Below are 21,740 nucleotides of genomic sequence, written 5' to 3'. Positions count from 1 at the left end.
ACTTAAAGCGAAGATGGGTGTGTCGATGGACACATCTTTTTTGTTGCAAGAAAAGGAGTGGCTTGTTGTGGACAAAAGATTAAACATTGAATATATGGATGTAGACGATCTAATACCTTACATAAACAATCCCAGGGAGAATGATAATGCGGTAGATAAGGTAGCGAGCAGCATTGAAAGTTTCGGGTTCAAGAACCCGATAATAATAGATAGTGACAACGAAATAATCGCTGGGCACACAAGGCTCAAAGCGGCCAAGAAACTAGGCATAAAAGAAGTGCCAGTAATAAAGGCCAATGATTTGACTCAGGCACAGATCAAAGCTTTTAGAATTGCCGACAACAAAACAAGTGAATTTGCAGAGTGGGACTTTGACCTGCTAGAAACAGAGTTAAGAGAATTGGAAGAGCTAGACTTTGATTTAGAACTAACAGGGTTCGAATTAGACGAACTAGATAAGGTTCTTATGACTGACCAAGAAATAAAAGAAGATGAATTTGATGTAGAAGAGGAATTAAAGGAGCCTGCTATATCAAAACAAGGGGACGTATGGCTCCTGGGGAGACACAGGTTAATTTGCGGAGACAGTACCAAGGAAGATACCTACAAGATATTGATGGATGGGAAGAAAGCGAATTTAGTAGTGACCGATCCGCCATATAATGTAGCTTATGAGGCAAAGGCAGGAACGATAAAGAATGATGACATGAAAAGTGATGACTTCTATAGTTTTCTGTTGGCGGCATTCAAGAACATGCACAGTTCTATGGAATTGGATGCATCTATATATGTATTCCACGCAGATACCGAGGGATTGAATTTTAGGAAATCATTCGTGGACGCAGGGTTTTATTTATCCGGTGTGTGCATATGGGCAAAACAAAGCATAGTCCTTGGTAGAAGTCCGTACCAATGGAAACACGAGCCCATATTATTTGGGTGGAGAAAAGACGGAAAACATAGATGGTATTCAGACAGAAAGCAAAATACTATATGGAACTTTGACAGGCCCACCAAGTCAGACCTTCACCCGACTATGAAACCGGTGGAACTATGTGCTTACCCGATACAAAACAGTAGTATGAGTAATTGCATTATATTAGACCCATTCGGGGGCAGTGGTTCGACTTTAATGGCTTGCGAGCAAACGGGTAGGATCTGTTATTCTATAGAACTTGATGAAAAATACACCGATGTAATTGTGAAAAGATACATCGAATACGCAGGCACAGACGAAGATGTTTTCCTTATCAGAAGTGGAGAAAAAACTAATTATAAAGAAATTCATACTAATAATTAAGGGCGAAAGCCCTTTTTTAAAATACAGAAAAAAGGTGATAAATATGGAGGATAGAGCAAAGAGCGTTATGCAAATAGAGAAATCTATATTTAAGGCTGCCACCGGATACGAGTATGAAGAGAGTGAAATCAAGGCAAATAAAAAAGATAACACTACAGAAGTAAAGAAGGTTAAGAAACATAAACAACCAGACGTGAGGGCGGCAATAGCTTACTTGAACTTATTTTGTGAATAGCGATGATGTATTAGAAGAGTTTAAAAGAGTTGGAGGGAGGGAGATGAGCAATGAAACGAACTGGCTAGAGATAAAAAAAGAATACCTCAAAAGAACTGTTGATGGAGAAAAAGTATCATTAGCCGAATTAGCTGATAAATACAAAATCAAACCCTCAACCTTAAGGTCTAGAAAGAACAGGGAAAAGTGGGACGATTTCCTTAAGAATGTTGCGACACAAACTGACGCAACAAGCAACACTGTTGCAACAAATGGCAACGACACTGACAGCACCCGGAATGAATGTGCTCAAAATGGCCAGAAAGACTCCCAAAACAAGACGAAGAACATTAAGAGAGTAATAGGTCAACTTGGAAATAAAAACGCTGTAGGGAACTGTAACAGGCCACCAAAGGGCAATAAGAGAGCAGAGAAACATGGCTTTTACTCGAAACACCTCCCGGATGAAACAATGGAACTGTTTGACGAACTGGAAGAGATAAACCAATTAGACCTATTATGGGATAGCATCAGATTGAAGTATGCTGCAATTATAAGAGCTCAATCAATAATGTTTGTAAAAGACCAGGACGATATAACGGAGCACCTAAAGAAACATAAGGTCATAAAAGGCATGAGCTTTACAGAAGAAAAAGAGTGGGAGTTGCAATTCGCTTGGGACAAATATGCAACATTCCTCCAGGCACAATCCAGAGCAATGGGAGAGTTAAGGAGTCTAATTAAATCCTATAACGAGCTTGTAGATAGAGGAATGGCCACTAAAGAGCAGGAGCTAAGAATACAAAAGCTGCAGGTTGAAATCGACAATATGAAGGACGAAGAAGTTGGCAAAGAAACAGAGGATTGGGTGAGGGCAATAGAGCAAATAGCAGCAAAGAGACGTGATGAAAATGGATAAAGCACTTATAGCATTATTAGACAATTACTGGGATAATCCAGTTTGGTTTGCCGAGGACATGTTAGGATTCTATCCGGACCCGTGGCAAGCTAAAGTATTAATGGACTTAGCACAACACCCGAAAGTATCCGTTAGGTCTGGCCAGGGAGTAGGGAAAACAGGATTAGAAAGCATTGCGATAACCTGGTACCTATGCACAAGGCCATTTCCGAAAGTAATCGCCACAGCACCCACAAGGCAGCAACTATATGACGTTCTATGGGCAGAGATATCTAAGTGGCTCTCAAAGTCAAAGGTAGACAAACTGCTTAGATGGACCAAGACCAAAATCTACATGAATGGATTTGAGGAAAGATGGTGGGCCACAGCTAGAACTGCAGTAAGGCCAGAAAACATGCAAGGGTTCCATGAGGACTATATGTTATTCGTGGTAGATGAGGCCTCTGGGGTCGCAGATCCAATCATGGAGGCAATACTAGGAACCTTGACAGGATATGAAAATAAGCTCTTGCTATGCGGTAACCCTACCAAAACAAGCGGGACCTTTTATGATAGCCACAACAGGGACAGAGACACTTACAAATCCCACAAAGTATCATCTATGGATAGCCCACGAACCTCTAAAGAAAATATTGAAATGCTAAAGAAGAAATACGGGGCAGATAGCGATGTGTTCCGAGTGAGGGTTTTAGGAGACTTCCCAAAAGGAGAGGCAGATAGTTTAATTTCTCTAGAGGTTACGGAGCAGGCGGCAGAAACTGTGGTAGATATATCTAATGCCTATACATTAAACATAGGAGCCGATATTGCTAGATTTGGCGATGACAAAACCATCATTGCCCCTAGGATAGGCAATAGAGTTCTAGACCTGCAGCAGTATTCAAAGAAAGACACTATGGAGACAGCCGGAAACATATTAAGGACTGTTGACAGATTAAAGACACAGCACCTGCAGATAAACAAGATAGTTATAAAAATAGATGATGATGGACTAGGCGGCGGGGTAACTGACAGGCTAAGAGAAATTAATAGGCAACAAAGTCTAGGATACATCATAGTACCTATAAAGAATGGATCTAAAGCCGATGATCCAGAGCATTATTACAATAAAGCAGCAGAAATGTGGGACAACATCCGAGAACTCCTGGACGAGAACTTGTCCAAATTCCTTCAAGGGGAACCGGGGGTCATTCAATTACCTAAGGATGATATTTTAATCAAGCAACTATCAAACAGAAAATACAAAGTGGATAGCAAGGGCAGGATTGAACTAGAGAGTAAAGACGAAATGAAAAGACGAATTGGAGAGTCGCCAGACCGGGCAGATGCAGTTATATATTCATTTGCTAGCGATGGATATACAGACTTGTCCATGTTGAAAGGAGGGAAGATATATGGGTAAGAAATTTTTTAACCCTTATCACTGGTTAAGGAGTAAAATATCTGGCGAAATGATGAGGGTTAGAGGCACGTCTTTTACCACCTATACCCTTGATAGTTCTAAAGTAGAATATCAATTGGCCAGAGAGTTGTATCAGAATAAAAACAAGAAATATGAGCTTGGCTCTGCATTTATAAAGCCAGTTATTAACTCAACTGTTGGATTCATGGGAGTACCTCACTATACCACAGAGGACGAGGATGCACAGGAGCTATTGAATGACTTCGCTCTTGAAAATACATCTAAAATGATAAGAACTCACAGCAATGCCTTAAAACTAGGGGATTGTTATGTGTGGATCACAAGAGAAAAAAGAAACAACCCTCTATACCCAGAGAAAAAAGAAAGGCTTATTTACAACATAATCCCTCCGGAGGAAGTAAAGGACATCATACTAGATCCAATCACCAGGGAACCTATAGCTTATATACTTGAAAGTAAGCAAGAATGGACCGGCTTGAGCGATGTTAAAAAGACTGCGACAATAAAACAAACCATTACAGCCGAGGAGAGGACGATAGAAATCACAGGAGACAAGCCAGAGGGCATTGAATCGGGGACTTTTCCAAACACTTGGGGGTTTATACCTATCATCCACTTTAAAAACGAACCAGACGAAACTATGAAGTTTGGGCAGAGTGATATCGAACCTATAGAACCCTATATAAAGGCATACCATGATGTAATGCTCCATGCTCTAAAAGGGTCTAAAATGCACAGCACCCCAAAGTTAAAACTAAAGCTAAAGGATGTAGCTGGTTTTCTGGCCAACAACTTCGGCATAGAGGATCCGGTGAAGTTTGCCAAAGAAGGAGGAAACATCAACCTAGATGGCCATGAAATTCTATTTTTCACTCAAGACGAGGATGCACAGTTTATTGAAGTAAAGAGTGCAACTGGTGATGCAAAGCAATTGCTAAAAATGATTTTCTATTGCATTGTGGATATTTCAGAGACACCAGAATTCATATTCGGAGTCCATACTCCAAGTGCACTGGCTAGTGTCAAAGAGCAAATGCCTATAATGGTAAATAAAATTAAGAGAAAAAGAGAACAGTTTGCGGAGCAATGGCAACTGTTAGCTAGAATGGTATTAGCGATGTCCAGCCAAGTAAGAGGCTACAAGTTTTCAGATTACACCGTGTCCTTAGGATGGGACGAAGTGGATCCGAGAGACGATAAAGCCATGGCCGAGACACTAAAGCATATAACATCAGCATTAAACGAGGCTCTAAATGCCAACATCATTTCAGAAGAGGCTGCAGTAAACTTTTTATCAGAATATATAGATACCATGGGAGAATACCTCTCTACTGATCCAGAGGTTCCAGGAGAAAGAGAAAAGATCATGAGAACCAGGAGAATAAGAAACAGGTTCCGTGACCATGAAGGCTGGGTAGATGAAGTTGCCAAAATAGACGAGGCCTTGATAGGTGATGAGGATGAGTAATAAAATAGGCACCAACATAGGAGTGGATAAGCTAATAGAAGAAAGTGGACCATACGTTTCTTGGGCACTGCAGCAAAGGAAAGAATTTATGGAGCTAAGGCTAGACCAGGAACAGGAAATAAGAGAAATCTACGAAAATATGTCTAAGAGAATATCTCTTCAAGTAGCGGAGGGTAACCTTAACACATTTGACCAGGCTAGACTAAGACGAATTCAACAAGAGATGAAAACCAGAATAGACGATTTAAATGGGCAGCTTACAATCAATTTTGATAATTACATCAAGAGAAATATCCAGGCAGGCTCCGGATATTCTAAAAAAATAACACTGAATCTTATCGACAGAGCCAGCATAACAAGAGTGTCTAAAAGCATAGTTAAAGACACTTTCTACAGAATGAATATAGATTCTGCAGAGGCCATGTGGTCCAGGAGCAGATACGGCCTTAAGCTTAGTGATCAGATATGGAACAAGAACCAAAATTACCGAAAGAGCATTAATAACATTCTAACATCCGGAGTGGCCAGTGGAGAAGATTGCTTGACTGTGGCCAGAGGCATAGAAAACTATGTTAAAAAAGGAAAAAAATCATTTGCTAAAGACTATCCTAATATGATGGCCAGAATGCCAGGTAGAATACCAGAGGATATTAGTTATGAGGCTTTAAGATTAGCCAGAACCGAAATGACATCAGCTTATGGTATGGGAACTACAAAAGCAGCCCATCTCAACCCAGCTACCAAAGGGATTAAATATATACTATCTGCAAGCCACCCAAAGTATGACATTTGCGATCCAATAACTATGGCAGATGATTACGGATTAGGGCCAGGAGGATACCCCCTAGATAAAGCTCCGCTCTATCCTTTTCACCCAAACTGCCTATGCATTATGACTACTATTAATGAGGATCCAGAAGAATTGGTAGCGAGGTTGAGAGCTTGGGAACAAAATCCATCATCGCAACCAGATTTAGAGCGATGGTACCAAGAAAACTATGCAGCGTAAGGAGGTGAAACAAGAATATGAAAGCAAGGATATTGGCAGGCGAACAAAAAGCCATGCATGGAGAGATGGACAACATTAGTGCAATCTTGGCAACAAGCATTTCCCCAGGAGATATACAATTAGCACAAAATGTAGATGTTGAGCAAATGAAACAAATGGACGAGGATCCTCTAGAGGTTGTTGTAGAAATTCCAGCAGGCAAGAGTAAGAGAGGGTGGAATTATACTCCTAAAAGCTTGCAGGACATTGTGGAATATACAAAGCAATATACGTTAAATGGGTTTTTGGGGCATCAAAGGCCAGAGGATGTATCGACAGAGTTCGTTCCACCAGCAACACACTGGATAGGGGCAGAAATGAGAGGAGATAAAGCTTATTTTAGAGGCTTGGTAGATGCGGATGCAAAAAGCCTAAAAAGGTGGATAAGAACCAAAAGAATCCAAGAAGTGAGTATATTTGGCTTTCCGGATTTAAGAAAGAATCAAACAACCGGAGAAATGGATGTAGTGGGATATGAGCCATTATCTATAGACTGGACTCCGTTACATCGCCCAGGAATGCCAACAAAGATTGTCGGCATGGAAATGAACGACATAACAGGAGAACAGCTTGACGGCACATTTGAAAAGCTTAGAGAAGACCTAAGAATTGCAGCTAAAGAGTATTTCTCCATCGGTGAACATGATTATGTTTGGGTTAGAAGTATTAGATATGACAACAACACAGCAATCATGGAATACGAGCAACAAAACCAACCCACCAAACTGTATAGCATTCCGTTCATCATAGACAACCAAGAGATTAAACTAGGGGAAAAGACAGAGGTAGTGGAGAAGAAAATATATGAACCTGCAACACCTGCAGGCGAAATGAATAAAGGAGGAAAAAAGATGGATTTCAAAGAGTTAATTAGCAACCTAAACGGTTTACTCCAAACTGGTAAAGTAACATATAACCAAGTGTTTGGAGAAATGGCCATCACACCAGATAAACTAGCTGGGGAGATGGAAGAAATCAAGGAGGCGGTAGAGGCTAAGGAAACCCTTGGCAAGGTAAAAGAGGCCCTTGGAGTAACAGGGGAGATGGATGTAATTGAAGTGGCTAAGAATAGCAAGAAGGCACTGGAAGAATCAAGTCAGAAAGACTTCACTAAAACAATCGACAAGGTTGTAGAGAAAAAAGTAACTGGCGAGATGGCTCAAGGCCTAGTAAAGAAAATGCTTAAAGTAGAAGATGGAGCCACAGAGGAAGTAATTGCAGGGGAAATCGACAAGATCCTTGCAGATGATTTAATGAAAAAAGTATTGTCGGATAAACACATTGATCAAGGCCCTGGAATCGGATCTGCTGCATCTACAACAAGCGGATTGAAATCTAAAAGGGCACAAATTTAATTAGAGGAGGAATAAACGATGGCATTTAAAGGACAACCAACACCTAGCACCATTACACCAATCAACAGAGCTAAAATAAGTGACGGAAAAGGCTTGCAGGTAACCGTACCAGAAAACACCACTGTAGTAGCCCAAACATTTGTATTATTAGATGGGTTCTTCGGAGTTGCAATGGAAAGTGCAAAAACAGAAGCAGGCGAAACTACTGCTATTGGCTTGAACATTGAGCAGGCAGAATACGAAACAGATCAAATTACTGCTGCAGATGCATTCAACAAAGGAGACCTAGTTTATTACAAGGCCTCAACTAAAAAACTTACAACTAACCCAGGAACAGAAGAAACACCAAACAGATTAGTAGGCAAAGTAACCAATAAAAAAGATGCTAGCAATGTAATTCACTTTATTTTGCTGCCACAACAAGTATAGGAGGGATATAGATGATTAAAGTATTTAGTCAAGACACACTGTTGGAACAACGTAGAAAACAAAGCATTGAGCAAAAAGTTCCTTTTGTTGTCGCCGGAGAAGTTGACTATGCAGTAAAGAAAATCGTAAACGGAGAAATGGATCTTTTGGACTTTGGTAAACCATTGGGAGAGATGATCAACTTCGGTTCTGTTTCGGAGCTTAAAGACCTACTTAGGAAAGTGGTTCTAGATGTGGAGCTTGGAAAAGAGCAAGTTCAATTACTTTACCAGCCAATCTATGACAATATAACAGATCCTAACTTCCCAGAGGTGTTAGATGCAAAATGGGCTATGCACGGAAACTGTGTGTTCCTAGAGCATATGGAAGGTGACGAGGTTAAGTTTGGTAGCATCGCTGCAGAGCATGGTCCTACAGCAAGGATTAAAACTTATACTACTGGGTTTGAATACACAAAGAAAATGATTGATTTTAACGAGACGTTCAACGTTGAGTTATTAAATAAGTCGATGGGAGAGGCATACAATGCATTATTGAACCATTTACACTTATTCCCTATTATTAACTACAGTTACAAGGCTGCAAACAAAACAGCCTTCAAGGGGGAACAAGATGATCCAGTTTGGTTAGGAATGTATAAGACGATAGCGGAGGCTGTCAAAACTTCTAGAACAGCAAAGAGACCAGGAACTGTTTTACTTGCTAATTCAGCAGATGCCATGGACATTGAAATGGCCCTTAAAGGTGGTCACCAAATTAATGGCACCGTATATCCAGCTATCTCTGGGATTAACTCTGTAGTTTACTACGATGGATGGGAAGTTACAGTAGGCAAGAAACATCATGAGTACAAAGGTGTAGATCAAGGAAAAGCATATTTAGTCAGACCGAAGAGAGGATTCAAAGAATTGGTTAAAAGGGACTACACTGTGGAGTCTGGAAACAAAGACGTCTCAAGATTAGTTGAAGAGCAAATTGTTGCTTACTGCTACAGAGGTGTGTTTGCGGCAATTGACGAGAATGTTCAAGAAATCACATTAGGATAATGCTTTTAAGGCATTATCCTTTTGTTTTAGGAGGGATTTTATGAATGACATAACTAAACTCCAACTTTATTTAAACGATAAAGAGGGGAAGATATTCTCTCCAGAGGAACTACAAATGCTGCTAGATGAGGCGGGGTGTCTATATTGTGCTGTATCGGAGGGTTGGAGCTTAATTGCTACTAGATTAAATCTGACTGATACCAAAAAGTACACAGTGGGCATAGAATCATACGAAAAAGCCGGAATAAATGACCAAATAAAGGCAGCCTTAAGCAATGCAGAATATTTCAAAGATAAGTGTACCTGTAGAACCAATGCGGGCAGTTTTATCTTAAGGACGAATGCAGAGGTGAGGTCTTAATGGTAACTGCAAACGAAAGAAAACAGGATATCATAAATACCATTGAGCAAAATCCGATGGAGATAACAATAGCTGTATCTACCAGAAAAATAGTCAATGGTGCATGGTCGATTGACGATTCTAGCAAGACTTTAACGGTGAGGATATTCCAACAGAAGAATCCGGAAGTTTCAGTAATAAGCGATACGAAAGGAACTGCAGACACCAGTAAAAAATATGGAATGTTGGCAGATCATAATGCGGACCTTACGGATTTGTCCGAAGAGAGAATAGAATTTGAATCTCCTTATGGAAAAATGGAGGTTCTGGCAATATACCCGCAGATTGTAAAAGGTGAAATTTGCGGGTACCAATGTGAATTGAAGAGGGTGAGCTAATGGTATCATCTAGGTCAACGGAATACATCAATAGAAAGCTAGCAGGAACCCATATGATCCTCCTAAATTTTGCTGGAATATTATCATCAGAGGCCAAAAGAGGTGCTACATGGAGAGATAGGACCAGTCATGCAAGGCAATCTATACATTCTGGTGTTGACGGGAGAGGAAGAGATTTAACTATATATCTTGCTCATGGAGTCAAATACGGAGCCGTCCTGGAAGAAGGGAGCCAACCCCATATTATAAGGCCTAAGAACAAAAAGGCATTATATTGGAGCGGGGCGGCTCACCCTGTGAAAATGGTCAATCATCCAGGTACACGAGCCCATCCGGTGCTTGAAAACACATTAAAAAACAACAAGAATAGGCTCATGAAGAATGTATCGGATTGGTGGGCTAATGAATAGGAGTGATTAGATGAGGGCAGGAGTGAGAAAACAGATACTAGACAATGTTACAACTCTAAAGGATTGCTATGAACCTAACGTTCCTAAACATAATACTCCTAAACCTTATGGAGTGGTGGTGCAAGGAACAGACTCATCGAGACAGGACCCTACAAGTTTCCAGAGAGCTCTAGAGGTGTGGATATATGCTGATTTAGGTTCTTTTCAGACGTTAGACAATCTCATGATTGAAACTATAGAGTCTCTGGATCTAAAAACTTTTACTGATCCAAATACAGGATTATCATACACTGCTACTTTCAACGGAACCATAGGACAAGACATGGTGGATGAAGAGTGGAAAGCCATTGTAAGAGGTTTGAATTTTTCAGTCATAGCTTTGCATGAAACAGACACCTCTAGCGATACATGGGAAAAGTCAACTGCAGAATTTATCGAAGAAGTAAGCGGAGTCAAATCATACAAAGGAGCTTGGAGAGAAGATTTCCAAGTTCCTTCTGTTTTGTGTCGAACAATAAGCAAGGCCACCGAAGAAATAAACTATTCATCCTACAGGGAGAATAGAGAGATTAGAATCCATGTTGTAAGTGATAAAAAAGACGAAAGGAATCAAATTATAGACACTATAGAGCAATCTCTAATGAGTGCTATCAAAATCCCTTTAGACATAGAGGACAGAAGATATTTAATAATAAAGTCTATTAGAGAAAACAGAGATAGTGACATGTTGGGTACCGGTCAAATTACGGTCACAATGACTAGGATAAATAGCATAGAAAGAGGAGGTACTTTTATAGAACATATCTATGGAAGGGGCAAAATTAATTAAGGAGGTATAAGATGAGCGATACCAAGAAAACAACAAAACCAACTCCAAAACCTACAGAGCACAAGTATAAAATTGAGGAACTGATATTGAATAGCGAGACTATTACAGGATACAGAACTGAAATTGCTGCGGGTGCTCTATTTAATTGCGAGGAAGAAGAAATGTCCAAAGAAAATTTTAAGACCAAGGTAAATCAATTCTTAAAAAAGAAAGTGAATCAACCTAAAAAGGAGGTTAAGTAATCATGGCGAGCGGAACATGGTCAGAAACAGATAGACCTATTAGGCCTGGGTTTTACAACAGATTTAAAGCTGCGGCACTGGCAAGAATCCAGATGGGTCGCCGAGGTATTGTAGCAATGCCTGTAAAGGCAAACTGGGGACCAGCTAAAGAGGTGGTATCCATAACATCAGAGAGATCATTGATGGATAACTTCGGTTCAGATAGTAATTACACAGCCTATAGGCTTGGTAGACTTGCTTTATTGGGTGGGCCAAGACAGTTATTACTATACAGATTAACTGATGGAAGTGAAAAGGTGGCAGAGGTGACACTGAAAAATACATCAGATGCCAATGCACTAAAGATTGAGACAAAATATCCAAGTACCAGAGAGTTTAAAGTCACGGTTAGGCCTAGTATTGTCAACGAAGAGGCGAAAGATATCGTATTGCACGAAGGAACCAGGCTTTTATATACATTCACTGGATTAACTGGAACAATGGAAGAAATCGTAGAGGTTATCAACGAAAACGAGGATAATAAATGGCTAAAAGCTACCAAGGTGGCGAATGGTCCTCTTGCAGATGTTGTAACACAAGCACTAACAGGAGGAAGTGACGGTGTTGCAGGAGTGACAAACGAGGACTACATCAATGCAATGGACAAATTTGAAGGGCATAAGTTTAATGGGTTTACTCTTGATGGAGTGACGGACCCAGCTCTGCACACGAGCGTTAGATCTTGGGTAAAAAGGAATAGAAAGAACGGCAAGAAAATAAGAGCTTTTGTAGGCGGGGAATTGACTGAAAACATTAACGATGCCAACAACAGATCTAAAGCTCATAATTACGAAGGTTTTCATAATGTTGGCTCTACGGGTGGGATTCTAGATGGGGTGGTTTACACTCCAGCAGAGGTCGCTGTGTATGTTTGTGCACTTGGTGAAGGGCAAGATATGAGAGCATCACTTTGCAACCAAGTAACAATATTCAACGATGTAACAACACACTTAAGTGATGAAGAAATTACAAGCTCTATTTTGTCTGGGACAATGGTTTTAAGGCATGACGATGGTGCGGTAGTGATTGAAGATGACGTTAACACCCTTAAGAGATATGGCGAGGACCAGAACGAAACCTGGGGCTTTCTAAGGGCGATAAAGTTCATGGACATGGTTGACGAGGATACTTCATTAACAGGAAATAGACAGTATGTCGGAAAAGTCTTGAATGGTGAGACTGGCCAAATTGCACTTTTGACTGCTCTAAAGTTGTATTTCGAAACACTTCAAATTGGACAGCTTATAGAAAATTTCAAAGTAGAAATAGATGAAGAACTACAAGGAACTGCCGCCAATGATGAATTCTTCTGGAGATGGGATGCTAAATACATCAACGTAATGAAGAAAATCATGGGCACAGGATACATTCGATAAAAAAGGAGGAATAGATAATGTCATTTAATCCAGATAGAGCCTTTTATGGCTCTTTTTCTAAATTATTATTAGATGGTGAGTGGCAAACCAATGCCAACTCTGTAGAGGCCACAGTAGAGATGTCCAAAGGAGAACTAAACGTAATGGGAGATGATTGGACCAGGTACAAGAAAGGACAAAAAAATGGATCTGGAACTTTCTCTGGCTACAAAGTTACGTCAAAGATGATTGAGCAGGGATTTGAAAGATTTGAACTCATCATATCTCTAGAGGATCCAGAGGCTTATGGCCACGAGAGGGTAAGACTTAAGAATTGCATGGCTGATAGCATTCAATTAGCAAATGTAACTAGCGGAGAGATAATTGAAGAAGAGACTCCGTTTACTTTCGAAGGTTATGAATTATTAGATGCAGTTACCGCACAATAAGAGAGGAGAATAAAACATGTTAGATGAAAAAAACACAATCCTAGAAGAAGAGTTAACAGAAGAAGAAATGATTGAGATGTCTGAGGATGACATTATAAATAAACTCTTGGAACCATCAGATGCCCCAGAGAGAACTTATGCAATAGAGAGGCTGGGAATCCAGGTGACTCTAAAGGGTTTGAGTGAAAGAGAAATTCAGAGAATCAGAAAAGAGTGCACTGTAGAAAGAAAGCACCGTGGCAACAGAACTAAAGAATTAAACGAAGAAGAGTTCAATGCAGCACTTATCGAGTCAGCGACAATCAAGCCAAATTGGAGCGACAAAAGACTTCTTTCAAGCTTGAGCCTATCTTCTGGCCGAGAAGTCATCAAGAGAAGGCTACTAGCAGGAGAAATGGTAGCTCTTGGAGATAAAGTAATGGAATTATCTGGCTTTGATAACGAGCTAGAAGAAATAAAAAACTAATAGGTCGGGCTCCAACGATAACAAGGTTTTATAATTTATTCGTAAAACACAACATGGATCCCGACTTTGTTATGTCAAAAACCGATATGGGAAGAAAGCTTTTATTTGCCTTCATCGACCATGAAGTAGAGGTGGAGGCGAAGAGCCCCCCTAACGGTGGCAACAAGAATAGTAAAAATAAGCTTAAAGGCAAAGGGGGGAGGTAATTGTCAGAAAGGGAAATTTATCGCTTAGAAGTCAACGTGGGCATATCTGGGGACAGAGAAACAACGAACAGGCTATCTGCAATGGATAAATACACTCAAAGATCCGAAAGCAGAATGCGACAACTAGACAGAATGGATGCTAATCCAGCAGTGAGGCTAAACGACAAATTATCCTCCCCTCTAAAAAAAGTTGAAGGCAGAATAGGGTCTTTTGCTAAAAAAGCAGTAAAAAGATTTTCAGCAGTAGCAATGGCTGGTACTCTTTTAATCGGCGGATTTGGATTGAGCAATACCATTCAGACTTTTGCAGATTTCGAGCAAGGAATGAAGAATGTCCAAGCCACAACGATGGCCACAGAAGAAGAAATGGCCATCCTAACTGACACCGCTAAAGAATTAGGCAAAACCACAGCTTTTAGTGCTAAAGAGGCTAGCGAGGGAATGAACTACCTCGGCATGGCGGGGTTTGAAACAAATGAAATTATAGAGGCTATGCCAGGATTATTGGATCTAGCAGCTGCAAGTGGAACTGATTTAGGAAGGACCGCTGACATTGTATCGGACGCATTAACCGCCTTCGGCATGTCGGCCCAGGAAACTACCCATTTAGCAGATGTAATGGCTAAGGCCAGCTCAACTGCTAATACAAACGTAGAGATGTTGGGTGAATCATTCAAATATGCTGCAGCTCCAGCTACAGCATTTGGTATGTCGGCAGAAGAAACAACCGCTGCACTAGCCATGATGGCCAACGCAGGTATAAAAGGCTCTCAAGCAGGTACATCTCTAAGAGGAGCCCTTACAAGATTGTCAAAGCCTACAAAAGAATCGCAGAAATGGCTAGACAAGCTAGGGGTATCTGTAGCAGATGCAGACGGGAACATGAGACCTTTCAATGACATCATGGGTGACATGAGGGGGTCTATGGCAGACTTAACTCAAGAACAACAACAGCAAGCCATGGCAAGCATATTTGGCCAAGAGGCTATGTCTGGCATGTTAGCCGTAATAAATACCAGCACGGAAGATTTTGACGAATATACTCAAAGCTTAATAAACGCTGAGGGTGCAGCTAAAGAAATGGCTGACATTAAACTGGATTCCTTAAGTGGTCAGTTCACCATATTAAAATCAGCTGTAGAAGGAATGAAAATAGAGCTCGGAGAAAGACTAGCTCCCTATGCTAAAGATTTTGTAACCTGGTTTACTGCCAAAATACCGGACATTACAGAAAAAATTGTCGAACTAGTGGACCGAACTATTGAGTTTGGAACAAAAGCATACCCTTATGTTCAGAAGTTGATTGGTCTATTAAAACAATTCTCGCCTGTACTGATAGGAATAGCTGCAGGTTTTGCAGCCTTCAAGATTGGAACCATAATAGCGGGTGCTATAGCCAGCGTAAAAGGTTTTATAGTAGCTGCAAAAGGAATGACTTTAGTTGCAGGAGGATTAGGAAAAGGGCTGTTAGCACTGATGGGACCAGTAGGATGGGTAGCACTAGCTATAGGAGCATTGGTGACAGCAGGTGTCCTTCTTTGGAAGAACTGGGATACAGTTAAAGAAAAGGCATCTCAGCTTGGCAGTTGGATCAAGGAGAGCTGGACAGCAACTGTTGAATGGTTCAAAGAACTTCCTGGACGATTGTTTAACAGAGGTGTAGAAATGTTTACATCTCTAAAAGATGGAATAGTAAGCTTGATGAGTTCTGCGGTAAACGCATCTAAAGAAGTTGGGAAGGGAGTTGTAAACGCAGTTACGGATATACCGGGGCAAATGCTAGAAATAGGTAAAAATATTATGAAAGGACTTGCTAACGGTATTAAATCTGCGGTAACAGCTCCTGTAAAAGCTGCTAGAAATGCAGCATCGAGTGTGGCCGGCGGAATAAAAGACAGGTTAAAAATCAACTCGCCTTCAAAACTTACCACGGAATACGGAGAGTTTACAACCGAAGGCCTTGCAGTAGGTATCAAAGACAAAATACCTCAACTGCAGACCGCAATCAATAACGTACACAAGGTTGTTACCGATGACGAGATGGCGACTAAAGAGCCTCTTCTGAAAAGCTTTATAGAAATGAGCTTGCCAAAGTCGGAAAAACTAAAAGAAATGCCAATGTTCCAGAAGGTAATAGAAAAAACAAAAGAGATAAGATCCAATATTTCGAAGGTCACAGGAGAAGAAAAACCAAAAAAAGCTCAACCAGTAGCTGTTGCTGGCGGTGGTGGTGCAACTTACTACATCAATATCGACAATGTGGATGTAGATGTATCTAGCTCTGGCAAAGATGGAGATGGTGAAGATATTCACGAAGTAGTGCAAGCGGCTCAAGAGGAGTTCGGAAGAAAACTACTTGAGGCATTAAAAGATAAAAAGTAGGAGGTGGAACATGGACGTATATATTAAGACAGAAGAAGAGACCTTTCATTTTCCGGTAAATCCATTCTCGGTATCAATCAACGGTGGCAAAAGGTACGATACCTTTGACATTCTGTATCAAGGAGATAAAGATTTCCCTGCAGAGAAGGCCAAGAGGATTAGAACCATGACATTAGACACTATGTTCCCCTCTGAATATGAGCCTTACTGCAGGTATAGAAATATACCTGATCCGGAACAGGCATTGAATAAAATCATTGGGTGGTCTGAATCCTCTGCCATGGTCCGACTGATCATCACGGATTTCAGTTTCAATGAGATGGTTAATATTGCAAATTACCAAGTTGATGGAACTGGCGAAAACCAAGGGGACAAGTACATCTCTCTAGACATTAGAGTAGCGAGAGAAGATGCTACTGAATTAATAAAGATAGAAAGAAGTACATCCCCTTCCCCGGCTCCAAAACTAAAGGAAAATAGAACTCAACCGAAGCAAGAAAAACTATACGTAGTTAAAAGCGGTGATAGTTTGTTTAAGATAGCAAAGAAAGTGCTAGGCAATGGATCTAGATACCAAGAAATATACACTGCAAACAAAGGGGTAATAGGAAATAATCCTAATTTAATTTATCCCGGTCAAAAATTTATTATACCAGGGTGATGTGAATGTATACGGTTATTTTGAAAGGTAATATAAGGTTAGACAATCTTAAACTACAAATATCCCTAGGTGAGTCCATTGACTCCATAGCATACACCGCAGATATAAGACTTGTAATCCCTAAGGAGCTCTCATTAATGCAAGGAGATTCTATAGAGATTATAAAAAACAATAACCCAGGAAAAGGAACTGTGTTCAAGGGTGTAGTCTGGACTAAGAATACAACTGCACAGCACTCGAAAGTAGGAAATATAACTTGCAAGGAAAAGACGATTTACATTGAAAGGAGCGAGGACGAGTATTTGTTCGAGGCTGGCACCACAGCGACACAAAGAGCCAGACAGATGTGTGGAGACTGGGGAATCCCTACAGGGAATTTCGCAGACACAGAGATACCACTTTCTAAATCTCCTCCTAAAATTAAAACTATTTACGAAATGATGCTCGATGATCTTAAGGAGACCGCTGAAAAAGGAGGCGGTCTTTTTAAATATCGAATGCAAAATAAACTTGATCTAATTCGATTAGGTAGCAACAAGCAAGTGTACGACATAAGTAATTCTTTGGATCATATTGGCCAGACTGGAACTCTCGAAGGTTCTGTGTCAAAGGTAAAGGTCCTTGGAAAGCAAGAAGATGATAAGAAATCTCCAGTTATGGGGACATTCGAAAAAGATGTTTCTCAAATAGGTACCCTGCAGAAAGTTATCCAGGATGAAAAAATCCAAGATGTGGGCACTGCAAATCAGAAAGCGAATGCTTTATTCTCCAAAGGAGAAGGGCAGATTGTCACAAATGGAATTGATATCCCAGGTATAAGAGCTGGAGATAAAGTTAAGATAAACGGGTTTTATGTTTACGTAAGCAGAGTGAACCATAAACTAGGGGAACCAGGTTCTATGGAGCTAGTCCTAGAATCATTGGCCCAGATAAGGAGGAAATATTATGCAAGTTCTTGATGAGATAGCCAGAGAGTTACAAAAAAAACAAAACAATACTCTTAGAGCTGCGTTATTTAATACCGGCCTTGTGCTAGGGACAATGACAGGACATAAAAAAGTAAAGCTAGATAACTTCAAACATGAAGTTTCTTGCATGCTACTCCATTATCTGACGGTCAATGAACCTTATATGCAGAAAACAGCTCAAGGACAAGGAAGTCATCCTCACGGGCCCAGTGGAGAGCATAGTCAATACCAAGGCAGTGGTCAACATTCTCACCCGGAATCAGAGGGAAATCATATTCATGACCTAGTTACACCAGAGCCGCTAAAGTCATTAAAAACAGGAGACAGAGTCTTGGTTGCAATAGTAAACAAAGGCTCTGATCACGTTATAGTGGGGAGGGTTGTATAATGCCGGATTTATTTCCAGAAAATATGGATTTTGAAATAACAGAAATGGTTGAGAGTGAAAGTGATAATGTAGAAAACTTTAAAAAGTCTTATGCTTTTGATTTCGAAAAAGGCGAGTTTATAAGAGGGCCAGATGGAAAAGTGCTTTTAGTGAATAGACTAGAGGCATACAAGCAATGGTGCCTAAAAGCTCTATGTACAAAGAGGAATAAGCATCTTTCTTATTCTAATATATACGGACAAGAGTACTATACCTTGATTGGACAAGACATAAGCAAAGAGGCTATAGAATTAGAAGTAAATAGAATGACTAGAGAGGCATTGATGGTCCACCCTTATACAAGAAGGGTAGAAAACTTTTCTTTTAAATGGGATAAAAACAAGGAATATCTTTATTTTTCCTTTGATGTTATCACGGTACTAGATGAGCTATTCACCCTCGAACATTCGGAAGAAATGAGGTGATAAAATGCCCAAAGATTTAGCAATGCCAGATTTTCTAAAAGAAGATGCTGAAACTATACATGCTAGGATGCTTAAAAATGCTCCTCCGGATATCAATTTAGCAGAGGGAGATATGTTCTGGGATACCACAAGGCCTACTGCAGATGAAAAAGCAGAGTTGTTGCAGTTGAAACTACAAAACATGCTTAGAATCGCCTTCCCCCAAACAAGCTATGAAGAGTTTTTAGATCTACACGGAGAAATAAAGGATGAAAAAAGGAATCCTCCAACCAAATCCAGCGGATACCTAAAAGTAACCGGGAGCCCTGCATCTTATGTGCCGAAAGACAGAGTAATATACACTGAATCTACCGACACTCCATCTATAGGCTTTAAAGTTTTAGAGTCTACAGATATAAATGAATCGGGAGAGGCTATGGTCCCTATAGAATGCTTGGAGCCTGGCACGGTAGGAAACGTAGCAGCAAACACAATAACATTGCCAGACAGGCCGATCCCAGGAATAACATCAATAACCAATGCAGAACCCCTTACAGGAGGCACCGAGAAAGAAAGTGACGATGCATACAGAGAAAGGGTTTTGGCTGCCTATGAGGAAACTTTAAGTGGTTCAGATGGGGATTACATTAGATGGGCCAAACAAGTTCCTGGGGTAGGCCAGGTATATGTTATACCAGAGTGGGAAGGTTTTGGAACGGGATCTACCAAAATTTTAATTATGGATTCTAATGGACAACCAGCAAACGAAACATTAATATCGCAGGTTCAAAAATATATTGCTCCATTAGTTAAAAAAAATAGAGGCGGACTCGCTCCCATTAATGCCAATGCTGTAGTAGCAGCACCAGAAATAATAGCTATAGATATATCTGTTAGTATAATTTTTAAAGATGATTACGAAATTTCCACAGTGGTAGAGGAATTGAAATCGAATTTAAGAGAGTATCTCGGCAGTATAAAGATAACAACAGACGAAGAAAGAACAGAATATGTATACAGAGAAACTGTTGGTCACGTCATACTAAGCACACCTGGCATTAAAATTTATAGCGAACAAAGCTTAACTATTAATGGCGGAACAGATCCAATATTAATACCTATAGGTGAAGTTCCGGCATTGGGAGAGGTGAAAATTCTATGATGACTTCTCCTAGGGCGAAACAAATGTTTAAAACGGTGTCTCCTATCTATTATCAATCGAAGTTAATGCAGGCTATTCTTCAATCCGTTGGCACCGAATGGGACGATGTAGATGAAATAACAGATGATATTTTGCTGCAATTGTTCCCACAGACAGCCACGTGGGGACTGAGGTACTGGGAAGAGCTTTTAAAGATACCGGTAAACAATTCAATCCCTATAGAAAGAAGAAGAGCATTGGTTATGTACAGGATTAAACTGAGAGCACCAATGACACCGGCAAGGATAGCAAATGTCACTAAGTCTCTTGCGGGAGACTTTGCAGAATATGTCGAGGTTTTGGAGAATGTAGAGCCTCATGTATTCATGGTAACGATAGGTACAGCTAAGAGTGGTATAGATTACCTTAGCATATACAGGGAAATCAAAAGAATTAAACCCTCTCATGAAAGTTTCTATTTAGGGAATCGGTACTCTAGAGGATTTAATCTAGAAAGAAAAGATGTATACGGTTTTTCTAAAATAATACATGCTATAGGTACATTTGTCTGCAGCAAAGAAGATGTTGAGTTTATAGCAACTAAAGGATATAGAACTTCCGATGATATTAAATATGAGAAAAATACAATACGTGGCACATCAGATCCTTTGGTATGTAGTAAAGAATTAATCTATACAACCGAAGGATTTTTAAGTGAAGGACAAATTGAAAATTCGATACAAAGCATCAGTGGAACTTCGCATCCACTGTCCTGTAGCAAAGATTTAGTTTATGAAACTCAAGGTTTTTTAGACGAAAGTGGACTGGATCAACAGGTCAATTCCACTAAAGGTGCATCGAGTCCATTAGTATGTAGCAAGAACCTCAAATACACAAGAATAGAGGTGGTATAATGAATAATTATGGGATACAAAGACTTTTAGACAGTATAGAAATCATGACAAAAGAGGCAAGAGTGACTTTTTCTAATGGTGTTAAAGAAATAATCCCTATTAGGAAAGTAGAAAGACAAGGAATGACAATTAGGATATTATTCTACATTCCTGCAGCTCAAGTTCCTCAAACAATAACAAGAGTAGAGTTAATCGACAACAGAGGCTCTGTAATTGACGAACAGACAGATGTAATTGAAAAAGCCAGAAGGCAAGGTTTTATGACTGGCTTTGAATACACTTATAGCGAGGTGATATAGAATGAACCCTTACAATATCATAAAATGGCAAGACGAGGTGCTGGACCAACACGACAACGTCCTCCAAGAAGGCACACTCCACGATGAAGTAAATATGAACCGAATGGAAGACGGAATATACGAATCTAGCTTAATGTCATGCATGTTGACACAAATGAACCTTCAACAAAAAAGAGTACTAGCGGATCTTGAGGGAGAGATAGGCGAAATTTCTCTTTTAAACACAGATGTGTTCCCTTTTAACAACTCCATAAAAACCGTAGCCATGAATAAACCTAGAGATACAACAGATTATAGAATTCATACTGAGGTAGTATCTGCAAACGGAAATGCAGGAAATATTTTAATTACAGATAAACAGTTAAACGGATTCAAGATTGCCTTTACAGGCAGTGCTACTAACATAACAATTAAATATTATATTCAAGGAGGTATGTATCAATAATGTCTAATTTTATAGTTAAGAACAATGAAAGAAAACAAAGGCAAGAGCAAATCCTTAAAGACTTCGGCCAAAACTCAAATACCGCCAGTAAAGAGGCTAAAGAAAAGGCTGAATATATAGCGGAAAAGACGATGGAAATTAAAAGGAATTGGAGGGTTTAAGC

The 21,740-nt window shown here is 40.0% G+C and carries 27 protein-coding genes; all 27 read left to right on the top strand.

Going from position 1 to position 21,740, the window contains the following annotated elements; genetic code table 11:
* The first annotated feature begins 67 nt into the window (after positions 1–67).
* The gene (locus tag AMET_RS12755; protein WP_330368591.1) at positions 68–1,300 is read left to right on the top strand and encodes a DNA modification methylase; all 1,233 of its coding nucleotides are present in this window, start codon (positions 68–70) and stop codon (positions 1,298–1,300) included.
* A complete protein-coding gene (locus AMET_RS12750) occupies positions 1,257–1,535 on the top strand; it encodes a hypothetical protein (protein WP_041720779.1) in 279 nt (92 codons plus the stop codon). The genes AMET_RS12755 and AMET_RS12750 overlap by 44 nt, the downstream gene beginning before the upstream one ends.
* Complete coding sequence (gene terS, locus AMET_RS24385) at positions 1,528–2,433, top strand: phage terminase small subunit (protein WP_157047253.1); 906 nt, start codon at positions 1,528–1,530, stop codon at positions 2,431–2,433. Before AMET_RS12750 ends, terS begins: the two co-directional genes overlap by 8 nt.
* Entirely contained in the window at positions 2,420–3,835 is a 1,416-nt protein-coding gene (locus AMET_RS12740) for a DEAD/DEAH box helicase family protein (RefSeq protein ID WP_242661289.1), read from the top strand. The genes terS and AMET_RS12740 overlap by 14 nt, the downstream gene beginning before the upstream one ends.
* Positions 3,828–5,324, top strand: a complete 1,497-nt coding sequence (locus AMET_RS12735; RefSeq protein WP_012063704.1) for a phage portal protein — start codon at positions 3,828–3,830, stop codon at positions 5,322–5,324. The genes AMET_RS12740 and AMET_RS12735 overlap by 8 nt, the downstream gene beginning before the upstream one ends.
* Positions 5,311–6,333: a hypothetical protein gene (locus tag AMET_RS12730; RefSeq protein WP_242661287.1), complete on the top strand. Its 1,023-nt coding sequence runs from the start codon at positions 5,311–5,313 to the stop codon at positions 6,331–6,333. The genes AMET_RS12735 and AMET_RS12730 overlap by 14 nt, the downstream gene beginning before the upstream one ends.
* Positions 6,334–6,350: 17 nt before the next feature.
* Positions 6,351–7,727, top strand: a complete 1,377-nt coding sequence (locus AMET_RS12725; RefSeq protein ID WP_012063702.1) for a hypothetical protein — start codon at positions 6,351–6,353, stop codon at positions 7,725–7,727.
* Positions 7,728–7,745: 18 nt separating this feature from the next.
* Positions 7,746–8,156 (top strand): DUF2190 family protein, encoded by a 411-nt coding sequence (locus AMET_RS12720; RefSeq protein WP_012063701.1) that lies wholly within the window; start codon positions 7,746–7,748, stop codon positions 8,154–8,156.
* Positions 8,157–8,167: 11 nt separating this feature from the next.
* Positions 8,168–9,202 carry a phage major capsid protein gene (locus tag AMET_RS12715; RefSeq protein ID WP_012063700.1) on the top strand — a complete coding sequence of 345 codons (1,035 nt, stop codon included), beginning with the start codon at positions 8,168–8,170 and terminating at the stop codon, positions 9,200–9,202.
* A gap of 40 nt (positions 9,203–9,242) precedes the next feature.
* Complete coding sequence (locus AMET_RS12710; RefSeq protein WP_012063699.1) at positions 9,243–9,563, top strand: hypothetical protein; 321 nt, start codon at positions 9,243–9,245, stop codon at positions 9,561–9,563.
* A complete protein-coding gene (locus AMET_RS12705; protein WP_012063698.1) occupies positions 9,563–9,940 on the top strand; it encodes a hypothetical protein in 378 nt (125 codons plus the stop codon). Before AMET_RS12710 ends, AMET_RS12705 begins: the two co-directional genes overlap by 1 nt.
* On the top strand, positions 9,940–10,350 hold the full coding sequence (locus AMET_RS12700; protein ID WP_012063697.1) for a hypothetical protein: 411 nt from the start codon (positions 9,940–9,942) through the stop codon (positions 10,348–10,350). Before AMET_RS12705 ends, AMET_RS12700 begins: the two co-directional genes overlap by 1 nt.
* A gap of 10 nt (positions 10,351–10,360) precedes the next feature.
* Entirely contained in the window at positions 10,361–11,179 is an 819-nt protein-coding gene (locus AMET_RS12695) for a phage tail terminator family protein (protein WP_012063696.1), read from the top strand.
* A gap of 11 nt (positions 11,180–11,190) precedes the next feature.
* Positions 11,191–11,421, top strand: coding sequence for a hypothetical protein (locus AMET_RS12690; RefSeq protein WP_012063695.1), 231 nt, complete (start codon positions 11,191–11,193; stop codon positions 11,419–11,421).
* Between the two features lie 2 nt (positions 11,422–11,423).
* Positions 11,424–12,836 carry a phage tail sheath family protein gene (locus tag AMET_RS12685; protein WP_012063694.1) on the top strand — a complete coding sequence of 471 codons (1,413 nt, stop codon included), beginning with the start codon at positions 11,424–11,426 and terminating at the stop codon, positions 12,834–12,836.
* 17 nt (positions 12,837–12,853) lie between these two features.
* Entirely contained in the window at positions 12,854–13,264 is a 411-nt protein-coding gene (locus AMET_RS12680) for a phage tail tube protein (RefSeq protein WP_012063693.1), read from the top strand.
* 16 nt (positions 13,265–13,280) lie between these two features.
* A complete protein-coding gene (locus AMET_RS12675) occupies positions 13,281–13,730 on the top strand; it encodes a phage tail assembly chaperone (RefSeq protein ID WP_012063692.1) in 450 nt (149 codons plus the stop codon).
* 206 nt (positions 13,731–13,936) lie between these two features.
* A complete protein-coding gene (locus AMET_RS24380; RefSeq protein WP_012063690.1) occupies positions 13,937–16,318 on the top strand; it encodes a phage tail tape measure protein in 2,382 nt (793 codons plus the stop codon).
* Between the two features lie 10 nt (positions 16,319–16,328).
* Entirely contained in the window at positions 16,329–16,979 is a 651-nt protein-coding gene (locus AMET_RS12660) for a LysM peptidoglycan-binding domain-containing protein (RefSeq protein WP_012063689.1), read from the top strand.
* A gap of 5 nt (positions 16,980–16,984) precedes the next feature.
* On the top strand, positions 16,985–17,938 hold the full coding sequence (locus AMET_RS12655; RefSeq protein ID WP_012063688.1) for an XkdQ/YqbQ family protein: 954 nt from the start codon (positions 16,985–16,987) through the stop codon (positions 17,936–17,938).
* Entirely contained in the window at positions 17,925–18,335 is a 411-nt protein-coding gene (locus AMET_RS12650; RefSeq protein ID WP_012063687.1) for a hypothetical protein, read from the top strand. Before AMET_RS12655 ends, AMET_RS12650 begins: the two co-directional genes overlap by 14 nt.
* Entirely contained in the window at positions 18,335–18,799 is a 465-nt protein-coding gene (locus AMET_RS12645) for a DUF2634 domain-containing protein (RefSeq protein ID WP_012063686.1), read from the top strand. The genes AMET_RS12650 and AMET_RS12645 overlap by 1 nt, the downstream gene beginning before the upstream one ends.
* Before the next feature lie 4 nt (positions 18,800–18,803).
* Complete coding sequence (locus AMET_RS12640) at positions 18,804–19,940, top strand: baseplate J/gp47 family protein (protein WP_012063685.1); 1,137 nt, start codon at positions 18,804–18,806, stop codon at positions 19,938–19,940.
* A gap of 23 nt (positions 19,941–19,963) precedes the next feature.
* Positions 19,964–20,833: a YmfQ family protein gene (locus AMET_RS24375; RefSeq protein ID WP_198135341.1), complete on the top strand. Its 870-nt coding sequence runs from the start codon at positions 19,964–19,966 to the stop codon at positions 20,831–20,833.
* Positions 20,833–21,132 (top strand): hypothetical protein, encoded by a 300-nt coding sequence (locus tag AMET_RS12630; RefSeq protein WP_012063683.1) that lies wholly within the window; start codon positions 20,833–20,835, stop codon positions 21,130–21,132. The genes AMET_RS24375 and AMET_RS12630 overlap by 1 nt, the downstream gene beginning before the upstream one ends.
* A 1-nt stretch (position 21,133) precedes the next feature.
* Entirely contained in the window at positions 21,134–21,577 is a 444-nt protein-coding gene (locus tag AMET_RS12625) for a hypothetical protein (protein ID WP_012063682.1), read from the top strand.
* Complete coding sequence (locus AMET_RS26270) at positions 21,577–21,738, top strand: hypothetical protein (RefSeq protein ID WP_012063681.1); 162 nt, start codon at positions 21,577–21,579, stop codon at positions 21,736–21,738. Before AMET_RS12625 ends, AMET_RS26270 begins: the two co-directional genes overlap by 1 nt.
* Positions 21,739–21,740 lie beyond the last annotated feature (2 nt).

It is taken from the genome of Alkaliphilus metalliredigens QYMF (assembly GCF_000016985.1).
In the GTDB taxonomy this organism is placed as follows: Bacteria; Bacillota; Clostridia; order Peptostreptococcales; family Natronincolaceae; genus Alkaliphilus_A; species Alkaliphilus_A metalliredigens.
Note: the sequence above shows the minus strand (reverse complement) of the source record. Positions and strands in the feature narration are given on the sequence as shown.

Bases quoted from the DNA above. Each gene is read 5' to 3' on its own strand.
- AMET_RS12625 (WP_012063682.1), top strand. From the start codon at position 21,134: ATGAACCCTTACAATATCATAAAATGGCAAGACGAGGTGCTGGACCAA.
- AMET_RS12730 (WP_242661287.1), top strand. From the start codon at position 5,311: ATGAGGATGAGTAATAAAATAGGCACCAACATAGGAGTGGATAAGCTA.
- AMET_RS12630 (WP_012063683.1), top strand. From the start codon at position 20,833: ATGAATAATTATGGGATACAAAGACTTTTAGACAGTATAGAAATCATG.
- AMET_RS12690 (WP_012063695.1), top strand. From the start codon at position 11,191: ATGAGCGATACCAAGAAAACAACAAAACCAACTCCAAAACCTACAGAG.
- AMET_RS12650 (WP_012063687.1), top strand. From the start codon at position 17,925: ATGCAAGTTCTTGATGAGATAGCCAGAGAGTTACAAAAAAAACAAAAC.
- AMET_RS12685 (WP_012063694.1), top strand. From the start codon at position 11,424: ATGGCGAGCGGAACATGGTCAGAAACAGATAGACCTATTAGGCCTGGG.
- AMET_RS12725 (WP_012063702.1), top strand. From the start codon at position 6,351: ATGAAAGCAAGGATATTGGCAGGCGAACAAAAAGCCATGCATGGAGAG.
- AMET_RS12640 (WP_012063685.1), top strand. From the start codon at position 18,804: ATGCCCAAAGATTTAGCAATGCCAGATTTTCTAAAAGAAGATGCTGAA.
- AMET_RS12645 (WP_012063686.1), top strand. From the start codon at position 18,335: ATGCCGGATTTATTTCCAGAAAATATGGATTTTGAAATAACAGAAATG.
- AMET_RS12740 (WP_242661289.1), top strand. From the start codon at position 2,420: ATGAAAATGGATAAAGCACTTATAGCATTATTAGACAATTACTGGGAT.
- AMET_RS12675 (WP_012063692.1), top strand. From the start codon at position 13,281: ATGTTAGATGAAAAAAACACAATCCTAGAAGAAGAGTTAACAGAAGAA.
- AMET_RS24375 (WP_198135341.1), top strand. From the start codon at position 19,964: ATGTTTAAAACGGTGTCTCCTATCTATTATCAATCGAAGTTAATGCAG.
- AMET_RS12715 (WP_012063700.1), top strand. From the start codon at position 8,168: ATGATTAAAGTATTTAGTCAAGACACACTGTTGGAACAACGTAGAAAA.
- AMET_RS12705 (WP_012063698.1), top strand. From the start codon at position 9,563: ATGGTAACTGCAAACGAAAGAAAACAGGATATCATAAATACCATTGAG.
- AMET_RS12655 (WP_012063688.1), top strand. From the start codon at position 16,985: ATGTATACGGTTATTTTGAAAGGTAATATAAGGTTAGACAATCTTAAA.
- AMET_RS26270 (WP_012063681.1), top strand. From the start codon at position 21,577: ATGTCTAATTTTATAGTTAAGAACAATGAAAGAAAACAAAGGCAAGAG.
- AMET_RS12735 (WP_012063704.1), top strand. From the start codon at position 3,828: ATGGGTAAGAAATTTTTTAACCCTTATCACTGGTTAAGGAGTAAAATA.
- AMET_RS12695 (WP_012063696.1), top strand. From the start codon at position 10,361: ATGAGGGCAGGAGTGAGAAAACAGATACTAGACAATGTTACAACTCTA.
- AMET_RS12680 (WP_012063693.1), top strand. From the start codon at position 12,854: ATGTCATTTAATCCAGATAGAGCCTTTTATGGCTCTTTTTCTAAATTA.
- AMET_RS12720 (WP_012063701.1), top strand. From the start codon at position 7,746: ATGGCATTTAAAGGACAACCAACACCTAGCACCATTACACCAATCAAC.
- AMET_RS12710 (WP_012063699.1), top strand. From the start codon at position 9,243: ATGAATGACATAACTAAACTCCAACTTTATTTAAACGATAAAGAGGGG.
- AMET_RS12700 (WP_012063697.1), top strand. From the start codon at position 9,940: ATGGTATCATCTAGGTCAACGGAATACATCAATAGAAAGCTAGCAGGA.
- AMET_RS12660 (WP_012063689.1), top strand. From the start codon at position 16,329: ATGGACGTATATATTAAGACAGAAGAAGAGACCTTTCATTTTCCGGTA.